The organism is Geodermatophilus sp. DSM 44513 (genome assembly GCF_032460525.1).
Classification (GTDB): Bacteria; Actinomycetota; Actinomycetes; order Mycobacteriales; family Geodermatophilaceae; genus Geodermatophilus.
In genome coordinates this window covers 894,638-909,176 of the sequence record NZ_CP135963.1, presented here as the reverse complement: position 1 = coordinate 909,176, position 14,539 = coordinate 894,638, and the positions used below count along the sequence as shown (strand labels likewise).

Genomic DNA, 14,539 nt, shown 5'->3' with positions numbered 1-14,539 from the left:
CGTGTGGACGCCGTCTCGCTGCTCACCGGCCTCGTCCTCGGCGCGCTGCTGGCCACCGCGGTCACCCTCGGCGTCGTCGCGCTGGTCGCCCGCACCCGGCCGGCCGACGAGGGCCTGGAGCCGGTGCACGAGTCGCTGGACCACCTGCACCGGCTGCTGGCCGGCATCGAGCGGGACCGCGCCACCGCACACGGCGAGCTGCGCGAGCAGATGGGCACTGTCGGGCAGACCTCGGCGATGCTCCGGCAGGAGACCGCCGCGCTGGTGACCGCGCTGCGCACCCCGCACGTGCGCGGCCGCTGGGGCGAGGTGCAGCTGCGCCGGGTGGTCGAGGTCGCCGGGCTGCTGGAGCACTGCGACTTCGTCGAGCAGCCCTCCGGCACCAACGACGCCGGCGCGGGGGTGCGCCCGGACCTCGTGGTGACCCTGTCCGACGGCCGGCAGGTGGTGGTCGACGCCAAGGTGCCGTTCACCGGCTACATCGAGGCGGTGCAGGCCGAGGACGCCGGCGTGCGCGCGGAGCGGGTGGCCGCGCACGCCCGCCAGCTGCGCACCCACGTCGACGCCCTCGCCGCCCGCCGCTACCCCACCGCGTTCCGCCCGGCAGCACCGTTCACCGTGCTGTTCGTGCCCTCCGACGGGTTCCTCACCACCGCGCTGGAGGCCGAGCCCGGCCTGCTGGAGCACGGGTTCGCCCGCGACGTCGTGCTGGCCACCCCCAGCACGCTGCTCGCGCTGCTGCGCACCGTCGCCCACTCCTGGCGGCAGGAGCGGCTGGCCCGCGACGCCGACCAGGTGCTCGAGGTGGGCCGCCGGCTGCACGCCCGGCTCAGCACGCTGTCCGGGCACCTCACCCGGCTGGGGTCGGCGCTGTCCTCGACGCTGACCCGCTTCAACGAGACGGTCGGCTCCTACGAGAGCTCGGTGCTGGTCGCCGCCCGCCGGTTCGACGACCTGGGGGTCGCGGAGTCACCGGTGCCCACGCCCGAGCCGGTCGAGGCGACGGTGCGCACGCTGCGCCCGGCCGAGCTGCCCCGGCCCCCCGAGCTCTCCCCGCCGGCGGCTGCCCCTCGGCCCCCGGCGGTGGAGCGCGACGGCACCAGCGGCTGACCCGCACCGGGCGCCGCTCCGGTGCCGCCCCGTCACACCCGCCCCGCCGTCCCCGCCGTGGCGCGCGTCCCGGGTCGCGCTTTGGCACTTCTGCACAGCACGCACCGGCGCCGTCCTGCCCTGCGGGCGCCCCGGCCGTCGCTACCGTTGCCCCTCGGACGCGGCGACCTCCGGCGGGGTCGCCACGAGGGGACGGGAGGGCCACCATGGCCACGGTGAACAGCGCCAGCACCTGGCGTGAGCCCGGGGTGCGGTCCGACCGGCGCCCCGGTGCCCGCCCCGGGCCCGCCGACGCCGTCTCACGGATCGGGCGCCCGCCGGTCCCGCCGCCGCCGCCGCGGATGCGGTCGGCCGACCTGCCGCCCTTCCCCGAGGACACCGGCCGCGCCGCGCGCGGCCGGGACGTGGCGCGCGCCCGGGACGGCCGGCCGGCCCCCGGGAACCCCCGCGTCCCCCTCGAGCGGGCCGCGCCGCCCGCCCGGGACGCCGGACGCGGCACGCCCCCGGTGCCGCCCGCGGCCGACCGCCGGCGGCTGCACGAGGACCACCTCCGGACCGCACGCGACCGCGACGAGCCCGACGCCCGCACCCCCCGGCCCTCCGGGGCCCTCCGGCCGGCCGGTCGGGAGGCGGCCGAGCGCGGCAGCCGGCTGCGCGGCGCGGTCGCCGTCCTGGCCGTCTTCCTGGTCACCCTGGCCGGCGCGGCCGTCGAGTCCTGGATCAGCACCGGCCTCGGCCCGGGGACGCTGGCGCTGCTCACCCTGACCAGTGCCGCGGCCGCGGCCGTGGTGCGCCGCCGGGACCTGCTCACCACACTGGTCGCCCCGCCGCTGGTCTACGTGGTCGTGGCCGTGCTGAACACCGCGCTGGCGCCGTCGGCGTCGCTGAACCTGGCCTCGGTGGCCACGCTGCTCATCCGCGGCTTCCCCGCCATGGCGATCGCCACCGCCGCGGCCGCGGTGGTCGGGCTCGTCCGCTGGGCCGCCCGGCGCTGACGAAGGACCTCCCTGCCCCCCGCGAAGGACCCCCTCGCTCCCCGCCACTCACGAGCTCGCGGCGGGACCCGACGAGGGGGCCGTCCGACGCTCGCGGCGGGACCCTGCAGGAAGGCCGCGGCGGGTGCTGTCACGCGGGGTCGCCGGCCGGCCGGGACCGGTCCGTGCGCAACTCCCGCGGCAGCGCGAACACCAGGCGCTCCTCGGCGGCCTTGACCGTCTCCACGTCGGCGTACCCGCGCTCGGCCAGCCAGTCCAGGACCTCGCCGACCAGCACCTCGGGCACCGACGCGCCGCTGGTGACGCCGACGGTGCCGACCGCCTTGAGCCAGGCGGGGTCGATCTCGCTGGCGAAGTCGACCAGGTGCGCGGCGCGGGCGCCGGCCTCCAGTGCGACCTCGACCAGCCGGACGGAGTTCGACGAGTTGGTCGAGCCCACGACCACCACCAGGTCGCACTCGGCGGCCATCTGCTTGACGGCCTGCTGGCGGTTCTGGGTGGCGTAGCAGATGTCGTCGCTCGGCGGGGACTGCAGCCCGGGGAAGCGGGTCTTCAGCTGGTCCACCGTCGCCAGCGTCTCGTCGACCGACAGGGTGGTCTGGGACAGCCACACGACCCGGTCCGGGTCACGGACCTGCACGGCGGCCACGTCGTCGGCGCCGTCGACGAGCTGGATGCGCTCGGGGGCCTCGCCGGCGGTGCCCTCGACCTCCTCGTGGCCGCGGTGGCCGATGAGCAGGATGTCGTAGTCGTCGCGGGCGAACCGCCGGGCCTCCTGGTGCACCTTGGTCACCAACGGGCAGGTGGCGTCGATCGTCCGCAACTGGCGGGCGGCCGCCTCCTCGTGCACGGCCGGGGAGACGCCGTGCGCGCTGAAGACGACGACCGAACCCTCGGGCACCTCGTCGGTCTCGTCGACGAAGACCGCCCCGCGCCGCTCGAGGGTGGCCACCACGTGCTTGTTGTGGACGATCTGCTTGCGGACGTACACCGGTGCACCGTGGATCTCCAGGGCGCGCTCGACGGCCACCACCGCCCGGTCGACGCCGGCGCAGTACCCCCGGGGGTCGGCCAGCAGGACGCGTCCGCGGTGATCAGCCATGCCCCCATGGTATTGGAAGGACCTCCGTGTCCCCCGCCACTCGCGAGCTCGCAGCAGGACCCTGCACGGAGGCCAGGAGCCGGTGTCCGCAGGCTCACACCCGGACCCTGCGCGAGGGCCCACCCACCGGGCGAGACCTCTACCACCATCGGTGTGTCCTTCGCCAGGGCGCGGGTGTCGGGCGCGGCGTTTCGGGGCAGGGTGGGGCCATGTCGCGTGAGATCCCCTCGTCCGTCCGCGCCGCCGTGGGCCTGGCCGCCACCGTCCTGGACGACGCCGTCGCCCTGCCGCGGACCCTGACCGGCCTGCCCTTCCGCGTGATCGGGCTGGCCATGCAGGCCACGATGCGGGTGCAGCAGCACTATGCGGGTCTCGTCGCCCGCGGCGACGAGGTGCTCACCGGCCTGCGCGGTGAGGCCGAGCCGGGCATGGCGACCTTCGACGAGGAGCTGCCCGAGCCGTCCGCCGGTCGCACCTCCGCCTTCGACCGCGCCCCGGGCTTCGACCGGGAGACCCCCTTCGACCGGGCCGCCGTGGCGGTCGACGACGAGGAGGTGGCCGAGGAGGCCGCCGCCCTGGTGGACGACGAGCTGTCCGGCCTGCCCGCCGAGCCGTCGCCCGAGGAGGTCGTCGAGGCCCTCGCCGACATCACCGACGAGGTCGCCGTCGCTGGGCTGGACCTGGACCGCGCCGAGCCGGGCCTGTCCACCGAGGACGCGCTGGAGACCGCGCTGCTGGAGGCCGACGCCGTGCCCGACCACGCCCCGGCGGGCGGCAGCGGCGTCGTCGACACCGACGAGATCGCCGAGAGCCCGACGGCCCCGCTGCCGTCCCTGCAGGACACCGACGCCGGGGGCGCCGAGGCGACGGCGCCCGAGCAGCTGGGGACCCAGCCCCCCGCCCCCATGGACCCCGGTGGCTCGCCGGTGGGCGAGGAGGCCGGCGGCCCCGACGTGGGCGCCGACGCCCCGGACGCCGGGACCCCGGACGCGACCGAGGCCCCGGCGCCCAGCGACCCCGGCGGCTCGCCCGTCGGCGAGGAGGCCGGCGGCCCCGACGTGGGCGCCGACGCCCCGGACGCCGGGACGCCGGACACCGACCTCCTGCTCGGGGACGCCGACGCGGCCAACGACGTGAGTCCGGACGTGGCGACCGACGTCGACGTGCTCACCCCCGACGGGCGGATCGCCACCGTCGAGGGCACCGTCACCGACGAGGGCGTCGCCGCTCCCGAGGACGCCGCCGAGGACACCCCGGGCGAGCCCGCGCAGGCCGACTGGCGGGACACCGAGGTCGACGAGGCGGCGGGCAGCGGCGCCAGCGACGCGGACACCCGGCCCTCCACCGACGACACCCCGGCCGCCGACGACCGCGACGCCACCGGCAGCGGCGAGGAACTGGTCACCGCCGCGGGCGCCCAGGTCGAGGAGCAGATGGGCGCGGAGGAGGACACGTCGGCCGACGAGGCCGCCGCCGAACCCACGGGCTCCGACACCGCACCCGGCGACGGGGTCGCCACCGACGAGAGCGGCAGTGACGTGGCCGCGGCCACCGGGTCCGCCACCGCCGGGGAGGACGCCGCGGACGCCGACGGCGGCCCGGCGGCCGCCGACGCGCCGATCGACGGCTACGACGACTTCACCATCGCCCAGCTGCGCGGCCGGCTGCGCGGCTACCAGCTCTCCACGGTGCAGGACCTGGTCACCTACGAGGAGGCCACCCGGGCCCGGGAGCCCTACCTGCGGATGCTGCGCAACCGGCTGGAGAAGCTGGAGCGCCAGGCGGTCGAGTCCAGCCCGCTGGCTCCGCGCGGCGCCTGAAAGAGGACCCTCCTGCCCCCCGCCACTCGCTAGCTCGCGGCGGGACCCTGCAGGAGGGCCGCCGTCCTCCCCACCCCTCGCCCGCTCGGGGCGGGACCCGGAACGAGGCCATCCGCCTCGCCACCCGGGGCGTCGGTGCCGTCTGACACGCTCGGGCGGTGACCGCTCCCTCCTCTCCCGAGGCGCCCTGGCCGGTGCGCACGGTGGCCCGCAAGGTCGCCGAGTGGATCGGCCGGTTGGGTGAGGTGTGGGTGGAGGGGCAGGTCGCCCAGCTGTCCCGGCGGGGCGCGGCGACGGTGTTCCTCACCCTGCGCGACCCGGCCGCCGACCTGTCGGTACCGATCACCTGCGCCCGGGACGTCGCCGACCGCCCCGGCCTGGAGCTCGCCGAGGGTGCCCGCGTGGTCGTGCGGGCGCGGCCGGACTACTACGTCGCCCGCGGCTCGTTCTCGCTGCGGGCCACCGAGATCCGCGCCGTCGGCCTCGGCGAGCTGCTGGCCCGCATCGAGCGGATCCGCCGCCTGCTGGCCGCCGAGGGTCTGTTCGACGCCGCCCGCAAGCGGCCACTGCCGTTCGCGCCGGCCGTCGTCGGCCTGGTGACCGGCAGGGACTCCGCCGCCGAGCGTGACGTGCTGGTCACCGCCCGCCGGCGCTGGCCCGCGGTGCGCTTCGCCGTCCAGCACAGCCTGGTGCAGGGGGCCAACGCCGCCGCGTCGGTGATCGAGGCCCTGCAGCGGCTGGACCGCGACCCGGAGGTCCAGGTCATCGTCGTCGCCCGCGGCGGCGGCTCGGTGGAGGACCTGCTGCCCTTCTCCGACGAGGGCCTGGTGCGTGCGGTCGCCGCCTGCCGCACCCCGGTGGTCACCGCCGTCGGCCACGAGACCGACACCACCCTGGTCGACCACGCCGCCGACGTGCGGGCCGCCACGCCCACCGACGCCGCGCACCGGGTGGTGCCCGAGATCGGCGAGCAGCGCCGGCTGGTCGACGGGCTGCGCGCCCGGGCCCGGCACCTGGTCGCCGCCCGGCTGGACCAGCAGCAGCGGTGGCTCGAGGGCGTGCGGAGCCGGCCGGTGCTGGCCGACCCGCAGCGGCTGCTGCACGGCCGGGCCGAGGACGTCGGTCAGCTGCGCACCCGCGCGCGGCGCTCCCTGGTGCACCGGCTGGAGGGGGCCGAGCGCGACCTCGAGCACGCCCGCGCCCGGGTGGCCGCGCTCTCCCCCGCCGCGACGCTGCAGCGCGGCTACGCCGTCGTCCAGCGGGCCGACGGGTCCCTGGTGCGCGACCCCGCCGAGGTCGCCGACGACGAGCGGCTGGCGGTGCGGGTGGCCGGCGGCCGGCTGCCGGTGCGGGTGGCCAGGGAGGATGGGCAGCCGTGAGCGGACAGGGACGTGAGCATCGCAGCGAGGAACGAGCGAGGAGCGGAGCGTTCCGCGGGAGCGAACCGAGGGCATCGTGAGCCAGACCCCCGACGACCAGCCGACCACCACCTACGAGCAGGCCCGCGAGGAGCTGGCCGACGTCGTCCGGCGGCTGGAGGCCGGCGGGCTGACCCTCGAGGAGTCCCTGGGCCTGTGGGAGCGCGGGGAGCAGCTGGCCGAGCTGTGCCGGCACTGGCTGGACCGCGCCCGGGAACGCCTGGCCGCCGCGGGCGATCAGCCGGAGTAGGGCCGCACCGCCGCCGCGACGGTCGCCAGCTCCTCGTCCGTCGCGGAGCCGGTGACCAGCACGGTGACCCCGTCGGCCGCGCGGGACAGCACGGTCTCGCCGCGCTGCGTCGTCGCGCGGGTCCAGGCCTGTCCGCCGACGTCGACGGTCCCGCCGTCCTGCGCGCCGCCGAGCACCCCGTCGACGGCGTCGTCGCGGGCGTCGTCGCTGACGACGAACCCGGCGTACTCCGCCGACGGGGTGAGGTAGCCGATCTCCAGGGTGACCGGGTCACCGGCCTGCGCGCCACCGGCGTCGGTGCGCGCGCTGGTCGGGCGGTACCCCTCCGGCAGGTCCGCGGGCGCGACGACCGGGTAGTCCGCGCGGGCGGCGGCCAGCTGCACGGTGCTGGCCGGGTCGACCTCGCGGACGGAGTCCACGCCGGACTGCTGGAAGGTCATCCATCCCACCAGCGCCAGGCAGATCACCACCAGCGGGACCATCGAGCGCAGCATGTTCGCCGCGCTCATCCGGTTGGCCCGCTCGACGGCCGGGGAGGGTGCCGGCGGGGGCGGCTGAGGCGTCGGGCCGGTGGAGCTCACCCCCCTAGGATGACAGGACTCACCGCGCCGACCGCCCGTCCGACGGTCGCGGCCCCCTCCCCGGCGTCCCCGGGCACCGGAGGGGGTCCCTGAACAGGAGGTCCGCGTGTCCCTTCCCGTGCCCGAAGGCTCCGTGACCCACGGCGGGAGCGGTCTGCGGCCCGACCGGCCCCGGCCGGACCGCAACCTGGCCCTCGAGCTGGTCCGCGTCACCGAGGCCGGTGCCATGGCCGCCGGGCGCTGGGTCGGCCGCGGGGACAAGAACGGCGGTGACGGTGCCGCCGTCGACGCGATGCGCGCCCTCATCGGCACGGTGAGCATGCGCGGCGTCGTCGTGATCGGCGAGGGCGAGAAGGACCAGGCGCCGATGCTCTACAACGGCGAGCAGGTCGGCGACGGGCGGGGGCCGGAGTGCGACGTCGCCGTCGACCCCGTCGACGGCACCACGTTGATGGCCAAGGGCATGTCCAACGCGATCGCGGTCATGGCGGTGGCCGACCGCGGGGCCATGTACGACCCGTCGGCGGTCTTCTACATGGAGAAGATCGCCGTCGGCCCGGCCGCGGCCGACGTCGTCGACATCACCGCGCCGGTCGCGGAGAACATCCGCCGGGTGGCCCGGGCCAAGCACAGCTCCCCCGGCGACGTCACCGTCTGCATCCTCGACCGGCCCCGGCACGAGCAGCTGGTGCACGAGGTGCGGGAGGCCGGCGCGCGGATCAAGTTCATCACCGACGGCGACGTGGCCGGCGCGATCGCCGCCGCCCGGGAGGGCACCGGCGTCGACATGCTCATGGGCATCGGCGGCACGCCGGAGGGCATCATCACCGCCTGCGCGCTCAAGTGCATGGGCGGTGCGCTGCAGGGCCGGCTGTGGCCCAAGGACGACGAGGAGCGGCAGAAGGCCATCGACGCCGGCCACGACCTCGACCGGGTGCTGCACATCGACGACCTGGTGCGCGGCGACGTCTTCTTCGTGGCCACCGGCATCACCGACGGCGAGCTGCTGCGCGGCGTGCAGTACCGGTCCGGTGGGTGCACCACGCAGTCGCTGGTCATGCGGTCGCGCTCGGGCACCATCCGGTCGATCGAGAGCCTGCACTCCCTGGAGAAGCTGCGCGCCTACGCCGCGGCACCCCTGGACCACCCCGACCAGCTCAGCTGATCGCGGTCGGCCCGTTCCGCGGGGCGAGGCGGTCGACCAGCGCCCGCCAGCGGCTGGCCGGCTCCCCCGGCGCGAGGCTGCGCAGCCGCAGGTCACCGAAGACGCTGCGCGCGTGGACGACCACCCGCGGGGTGCCGGGGACCCTCGGCACCGGCGCCAGCCGGGTCGTGCGGTCCCCGAAGACCGTCCGGCCGTGCAGCTCGGCGTCCACCCCCTCGGCGACCACCACGTCGACGTCGCCGAACCAGGTCGTCAGGTGCACCTCCACCCGGTCCTCGCGGGTCCGCAGGCCGCGCAGGTCCAGCCGGACGTCGCCGAAGACGGTCGACACCCGGCGCGGGGCCTGCGGCTCACCGGCGATCCGGACGTCACCGAAGACGGTGGACACCTCCTCCGCGCGGCGCGTGCCGACCAGCTCCCCCGCGGTCGGCTCGTCCGCCGACGGCAGGTCGGCGACCAGTGCGGCCAGGTCGGCGAGGGTGCCGGCGGCGTAGGCGGCTCCGGCCCGCTCGTCGAACTCCCACGTCTCCAGCCGGCCCTCGGCGAGCGCCCGCTGCAGGTGGGCGACCGTGGCCTGGCGGTCGGTGTCCGAGGCGCGCAGCGCCGGCGGGCGGGCGGGGACGGGCTCGGTGTCCACGGCGCCGACGGTAGCGGGACCGGACCCCGCGGGGGACGACCCGCGCGATCCGGTCCCCCACCGGAGCGGTCCCGGCGGGCGCCCGCGGGCCCTCTAGGGTCCTGGGTCGGAGCACTGACACCGACCACCACACCGGGAGCCGCAGCCATGTCCGCTCAGGCCACGCCGTCCGAAGACCAGGCCGCCGCGCAGGACGGCACGGACTTCCGCACCGAGCACGACTCCATGGGCGAGGTCCGGGTCCCCGCCTGGGCGAAGTGGCGGGCGCAGACGCAGCGCGCCGTCGAGAACTTCCCGATCTCCGGCACGCCGATCGAGCGCGAGCTGATCGCCGCCCTGGCCGCCATCAAGGGCGCGGCCGCGCAGATCAACGCCTCCCTCGGCGTCCTGCCGCAGGAGACCGCCGACGCGATCGGCACCGCCGCCGCGGCCGTGGCCCGCGGCGAGTGGGACGCCCACTTCCCCATCGACGTCTTCCAGACCGGCTCGGGGACGTCGAGCAACATGAACACCAACGAGGTGATCGCGACCCTCGCGACCGAGGCGCTGGGCAGCCCGGTGCACCCCAACGACCACGTGAACGCCTCGCAGTCGTCCAACGACGTCTTCCCGTCGGCCATCCACATCGCCGCGACCCGCGCGATCGTGCGGACGCTGATCCCGGCGCTGGAGCACCTGGCGGCGTCGCTGGAACAGAAGGCCACCGAGTTCGCCGAGGTCGTCAAGAGCGGGCGCACCCACCTGATGGACGCCACCCCGGTCACCCTCGGCCAGGAGTTCGGCGGGTACGCCGCGGCGGTGCGCTACGGCGTCGAGCGGCTGCAGGCCTCGCTGCCGCGGATCGGGGAGCTGCCCCTGGGCGGTACCGCGGTGGGCACCGGCATCAACACCCCGCCCGGCTTCGCCGCCGCCATCATCGAGCGGCTGGCCGCCGAGCTGGACCTGCCGCTGACCGAGGCCCGCGACCACTTCGAGGCGCAGAGCTCCCGCGACGGGCTGGTGGAGGCCTCCGGCCAGCTCAAGACGATCGCCGTCGGCCTGGTGAAGATCGCCAACGACCTGCGCTGGATGGGCTCGGGGCCGCGCACGGGGCTGGGTGAGATCCAGCTGCCCGACCTGCAGCCGGGCAGCTCGATCATGCCGGGCAAGGTGAACCCGGTGATCCCGGAGGCGACCATCCAGGTGGCCGCCCAGGTGATCGGCAACGACGCCGCGGTGACCTTCGCCGGCACCACCGGCGTCTTCGAGCTCAACGTCACGCTGCCGCTGATGGCCCGCAACGTGCTGGAGTCGATCCGGCTGCTGGCCAACGTCAGCCGGATCCTGGCCGACCGCTGCGTCGACGGGATCATCGCCGACGTCGAGCAGTGCCGGACCTACGCGGAGTCCTCCCCCTCGATCGTGACGCCGCTGAACAAGTACATCGGCTACGAGGAGGCCGCGATCGTGGCCAAGCAGTCGCTCAAGGAGCAGAAGACGATCCGGCAGGTCGTGGTGGAGCGCGGCTACGTCGAGCAGGGCAAGCTCACCGAGCAGCAGCTCGATCAGGCCCTCGACGTGCTGTCGATGACCCACCCCTGACACCCTCGTCGGCCCCGCCCCGCGGCTCGGGGGCGACACCCCCACCCGTGATCGGCGCCGGCGCCGCGAGGGCCCGGCACCTCACGCGCCCGAGGTCCCGCCGTCCACCCCCGGACGACGGGGCCTCGGCGTCTCGGGCAGCATGGGCGCCGCCGCCTGCGCGCCACCGTCCCGGGAGGGAGTCCCATGACGCAGTCCCCACCCGAGGACGACCTGGTGCTGCCCCCCGTACCGCTGGTCACGGGCAGCACGGTGCGGGTGGGGGGCACCGGGCGGCGGGTCAGCCGGGTGGAGCTGGTCGTCTCCACCGAGGACGGCGAGGAGCTGCGCATCCCGCTGGACCACCACCACGGAGGCTGGTGGCCACCGGCGGCGCGCACCTCCGCACCCGACGGGGGTCCGCCGATCGGGTGACACCCGCGGATCATCCCCACCCGGAGGGGTGAGGTCGCCACTCCCGTCACACCCGTCACTTCAGCAACTCCTGCACCACGTCGATACGAGGTCTGAGCACACCGCGACACCGCGGAGCCGGCCACGCACGACGACACGCAGGGGGACCCGCAGTGCCCGCACCACGCACCCCGGTCCCCACCCGGACGGCGTCCCCCTCCGGAGCCCGGCGTCAGGGCCGCGCCCGCAGCGCCGCGGGCCGCACCGCGCCGGCCCGCACGACGGCACCCCGGTCCACCGCCACCCGTCCCCCGTTGACCGCCGAGGAGGCGCGGGCGCTGCGCGCGGTGCTCGCCGCCCGCGCGGCCGCCGCCCCCGCCGGCGGTGCCGCAGCCACGACCCGCCGCCCCTCGACTCCCGCTCGCCCCGCGGCGCGGCGGCGGCCGGCACCCCGGGGCAGGCGCCGGGGCCGCAGGTCCGGGGCACCCGCCCGCCGGGTCGCCCTGCGCAGCTGGCTGCCCGCCGCCGACGGCCGGCGCTGGCGGGTGCGGCTGTCGCTGGCCGCCCTCGGCCTGGTGCTGCCGGTCCTCGCCGGGGTGGTGTCCCCCACGACGCAGCCGAGCGGGACCACCGCCGGTCCCACCGACGCCACCGGTCTGGCCCTGGCCGCGCAGGGCACGATGCTCGACGCCGCGACCCGCTACCGCGGGCTGCAGCAGGACCTCACCGCCCGCCAGGTCGAGTTGGCGGCGGCGCGCGCCGCCGAGCAGGCCGCCGAGCAGCAGCTGGCGCTCGCCCGGGAGACGGTCGGGACCGGCGCCGCCGACCTCTACCGCTCACCGGCCGAGGTGCGCACCCCGGTCGTGGGCCTGGACGTGCACGTGCCGTCTGCCACTCCCGACGTCCTGCACGTCGCCGCGCTCAGCGAGCAGGTGGCGCGGGAGCTCTCCCTCGACGTCGTGCACGCCGAACGCGCCGCAGCCGCGGTGGCCCAGGCCGCCCGGCGGGTGGCGGTGGCCGAGGCCGCCGCCGCGACCGTCGTGCAGCAGGCCGCCGCCGTCCTCGAGCAGGTGCGCACCGAGGTCGGGGGCCTGCGCAGCGACGTCGCCGCCCAGCTGGCCGCGCTCGGCACCGGCCGGGCCGCGGCGGCGCAGCACGAGACCAACCAGCAGGCGCTGCGCCGCTGGCAGGACCACCTCGGTGCGCTGGCGCTGGCCGGCATCGTGTCCCCGCCCGCGGCCGCGCTCGCCGACCCGACGGCGCTGCCGGACGGCCTGTCCCCCGCGCTGGACGCCGCGGGGCAGCCGGTGCCGGGGATCGCCCTCGGCGTGGCCGGCAACCGCCCGGTCACCGTGCTCCCCGCCGAGACGGTGGCCGCGGTCAGCTCCGCGCTGGCCCAGCTCGGCAAGCCCTACGCCCCGGGCGGCGCCGGCCCCGACGCCTACGACTGCGGCGGGCTGGCGGCCACCTCGTGGCTGCTCGCCGGCCACGCCGTCCCCGGCACGCCGGGTGAGCAGTGGTCGCGCGGTGCCGCCGTCCCCCTGTCGCAGCTGCAGGTCGGCGACCTCGTCTTCACCGACGGCGGCAGCGACGTGGGCATCCACCTGGGTGAGGGTCAGGTGGTCACCGCCTCGGCCGCCGGCTACCAGGTCGGCGTCCGCCCGCTCGCGGACGCCGCGGGCGCTGTCCGGGTCACCCTGCCGGCTCCGGCGCAGCCCAACCCGGCACTGCCGGCCGGCACCGCCGGTCGCGGGCCGTGCGGCGCGCCGCCCGCCCCGGTCGGTCTGGTCAGCCCCGCGTGGGGCGGCTGGTCCAACGGCAGGATCCCGGCGACCGCGCTGTGCCCCGTCGCCCGCGGCCACGCGCTGCGCTGTGACGCCGCCGCCGGCTACACGGCGCTGGCCGACGCCTACCGGGCCGCCTTCGGCAGCCCGCTGTGCATCACCGACTCCTACCGGTCCCTGGGCGCGCAGGTCACCGCCTTCCGCACCAAGCCGGAGCTGGCCGCGGTGCCGGGGACGTCGAACCACGGGTGGGCGCTGGCCGTCGACCTGTGCGGCGGCATCCACACCGGCGGTAACGCGCAGTCGGCGTGGATGGCGGCCAACGCGGGCCGCTTCGGGTTCGTCCAGCCAGACTGGGCTCGCCCCGGGGGCGAGAAGCCCGAGCCCTGGCACTGGGAGTTCGGCCACCTCGCCTGAAGGACGCGCCGATGATCAGGTGAGCTGATCCCACAAGGTCCTGGCTCACTGCCGGTGGTGAGCCAGGACCCTCAACCGCGAGCTCAGCTGATCACCGAGGGGCGGGCTACACCCAGCGGAGGCGGGCCAGCTGGCGCCACGGCAGCCGCTGGCAGGCCTCCCCGGTCTCCCCGGCGAGGCGGGCGGCCACCGCGGCACCGGCACAGGCCAGGGGCGAGGCCGGCGTGACGACGACGTGCGGATCGTGCAGCTCCAGGCCCGCGGCGGCGACCCGGTCGAGCAGCAGCTGCGGGGTCATCAGCACGGCGGAGGCCAGCAGCGGCACCTCGGGGTGCGACCACAGCACGACCGGACCCTCGAGGCGCAGGCAGCCCCCGACGTCGGCCGCCCGCTCCCCCGCCGCGGACCGCACCTGCTCCACGACGCGGCGCTCCAGCCCTGCTGACGGCACCCAGGGCAGTGCCCGGTCACCACGGCGGACGACGACCCGCCAGCCGACCGAGGTCTCGGTCCGGTCGGTCCAGTCCAGCACCGCGACCCCCGCCTCGGCGGCCACCGCGTCGGGGACCGGCCGGGCGTCCACCCAGGCCGTCAGCGCGGCCGCCAGCTCCTCGGGGGTCGAGCCGACGCGGGCGTCGGTCATGTCCTCGGCCAGGTCGCGCAGCGGGGTGCGCACCCGCCGCTCGTCCTCCTCGAGCACGACGACGGGGCCGTCGGCGCGGTCGTCGACGAGCGAGAGCCCCAGCCGCCCGGCCGCCATCGCCGGCAGCGCCTCCTCGGCCACCCGGCGCAGGCCGTCCACCGACACGGGGACCGCACGCAGCCGTGGCAGCAGGCCGGAGCCGCTGAACAGGCCGCCGCTCACGAGCGGTCCCGCCCCAGCGCGGCCCGCAGCGCCGGGGCCAACCCGGCCAGCACCAGCACGCTGGCGAGCTCCCGCGCGGACAACCGCACCGGCAGCACGTCGGCGCCCCAGCCGGTCACCCGGCGCACCCGGGCGGCCGACGCCGGCCACACGGCGTCGCGGGCCGTGGCCACGTGCAGCTCGGTGAGCACGTCGGCGAGGTGGACGGCGGCCACGGGGTGCACCTCCGGGTCCTGCAGGACGCGTCGCACGAGGGTCGCCAGGTCCTCCCGCTGGACCGCCGTCAGCCAGTGCGGCACCAGGACGTCGGGTGCGGGACCGCCCGCTGCCAGGGCGCTCACCGCGCGCCCGCCCCGGCCGGGACGGACCCGGCAGCGCGGCGGCGGCGGGCTCCGGTGCGCACTGTCACGCTCTGGGTATC

The 14,539-nt window shown here is 76.9% G+C and carries 14 protein-coding genes; 9 read left to right on the top strand and 5 right to left on the bottom strand.

Translation table 11 applies throughout. The features are described 5' to 3' along the window. Positions 1-3: 3 nt before the first annotated feature. Together RTG05_RS04300 and RTG05_RS04295 are read left to right on the top strand one after the other, a co-directional pair. On the top strand, positions 4-1,110 hold the full coding sequence (locus RTG05_RS04300; RefSeq protein WP_315912316.1) for a DNA recombination protein RmuC: 1,107 nt from the start codon (positions 4-6) through the stop codon (positions 1,108-1,110). Positions 1,111-1,316: 206 nt separating this feature from the next. Further along, complete coding sequence (locus RTG05_RS04295) at positions 1,317-2,105, top strand: DUF6542 domain-containing protein (RefSeq protein ID WP_315912315.1); 789 nt, start codon at positions 1,317-1,319, stop codon at positions 2,103-2,105. A 130-nt stretch (positions 2,106-2,235) separates the two neighbouring features. Here RTG05_RS04295 and RTG05_RS04290 read toward each other — a convergent pair whose 3' ends face one another. Continuing rightward, the gene (locus RTG05_RS04290) at positions 2,236-3,207 is read right to left on the bottom strand and encodes a 4-hydroxy-3-methylbut-2-enyl diphosphate reductase (protein WP_166527604.1); all 972 of its coding nucleotides are present in this window, start codon (positions 3,205-3,207) and stop codon (positions 2,236-2,238) included. Positions 3,208-3,416: 209 nt separating this feature from the next. On the opposite strand from RTG05_RS04290, the gene RTG05_RS04285 reads away from it, so the two are divergent. From RTG05_RS04285 to RTG05_RS04275, 3 genes are all read left to right on the top strand, one after another. Beyond that, positions 3,417-5,027: a hypothetical protein gene (locus RTG05_RS04285; RefSeq protein WP_315912314.1), complete on the top strand. Its 1,611-nt coding sequence runs from the start codon at positions 3,417-3,419 to the stop codon at positions 5,025-5,027. 158 nt (positions 5,028-5,185) lie between these two features. Then, positions 5,186-6,406, top strand: coding sequence for an exodeoxyribonuclease VII large subunit (gene xseA, locus RTG05_RS04280; protein WP_166527601.1), 1,221 nt, complete (start codon positions 5,186-5,188; stop codon positions 6,404-6,406). 76 nt (positions 6,407-6,482) lie between these two features. Then, positions 6,483-6,695, top strand: coding sequence for an exodeoxyribonuclease VII small subunit (locus tag RTG05_RS04275; protein ID WP_166527600.1), 213 nt, complete (start codon positions 6,483-6,485; stop codon positions 6,693-6,695). Here RTG05_RS04275 and RTG05_RS04270 read toward each other — a convergent pair. Continuing rightward, positions 6,683-7,276: a DUF4245 domain-containing protein gene (locus tag RTG05_RS04270; RefSeq protein ID WP_166527599.1), complete on the bottom strand. Its 594-nt coding sequence runs from the start codon at positions 7,274-7,276 to the stop codon at positions 6,683-6,685. The two genes, RTG05_RS04275 and RTG05_RS04270, sit on opposite strands and share 13 nt — an antisense overlap. A gap of 133 nt (positions 7,277-7,409) precedes the next feature. Here RTG05_RS04270 and glpX point away from each other — a divergent pair, with 133 nt between their 5' ends. Beyond that, positions 7,410-8,441 carry a class II fructose-bisphosphatase gene (gene glpX / locus RTG05_RS04265; RefSeq protein ID WP_166529496.1) on the top strand — a complete coding sequence of 344 codons (1,032 nt, stop codon included), beginning with the start codon at positions 7,410-7,412 and terminating at the stop codon, positions 8,439-8,441. Here the strand turns inward: glpX and RTG05_RS04260 are convergent. Continuing rightward, entirely contained in the window at positions 8,434-9,078 is a 645-nt protein-coding gene (locus RTG05_RS04260) for a DUF1707 SHOCT-like domain-containing protein (protein ID WP_166527598.1), read from the bottom strand. The two genes, glpX and RTG05_RS04260, sit on opposite strands and share 8 nt — an antisense overlap. A 147-nt stretch (positions 9,079-9,225) precedes the next feature. On the opposite strand from RTG05_RS04260, the gene RTG05_RS04255 reads away from it, so the two are divergent. From RTG05_RS04255 to RTG05_RS04245, 3 genes are all read left to right on the top strand, one after another. Then, the gene (locus tag RTG05_RS04255; RefSeq protein ID WP_166527597.1) at positions 9,226-10,659 is read left to right on the top strand and encodes a class II fumarate hydratase; all 1,434 of its coding nucleotides are present in this window, start codon (positions 9,226-9,228) and stop codon (positions 10,657-10,659) included. A gap of 186 nt (positions 10,660-10,845) precedes the next feature. Next, complete coding sequence (locus RTG05_RS04250) at positions 10,846-11,073, top strand: hypothetical protein (RefSeq protein ID WP_166527596.1); 228 nt, start codon at positions 10,846-10,848, stop codon at positions 11,071-11,073. Between the two features lie 293 nt (positions 11,074-11,366). Further along, positions 11,367-13,253, top strand: coding sequence for an NlpC/P60 family protein (locus RTG05_RS04245; RefSeq protein WP_315912312.1), 1,887 nt, complete (start codon positions 11,367-11,369; stop codon positions 13,251-13,253). A gap of 106 nt (positions 13,254-13,359) precedes the next feature. Here the strand turns inward: RTG05_RS04245 and RTG05_RS04240 are convergent, their stop codons facing one another. Then, positions 13,360-14,118, bottom strand: a complete 759-nt coding sequence (locus RTG05_RS04240; protein ID WP_166527594.1) for a hypothetical protein — start codon at positions 14,116-14,118, stop codon at positions 13,360-13,362. After that, the gene (locus RTG05_RS04235; protein ID WP_166527593.1) at positions 14,115-14,459 is read right to left on the bottom strand and encodes a hypothetical protein; all 345 of its coding nucleotides are present in this window, start codon (positions 14,457-14,459) and stop codon (positions 14,115-14,117) included. Before RTG05_RS04235 ends, RTG05_RS04240 begins: the two co-directional genes overlap by 4 nt. Positions 14,460-14,539: the final 80 nt, after the last annotated feature.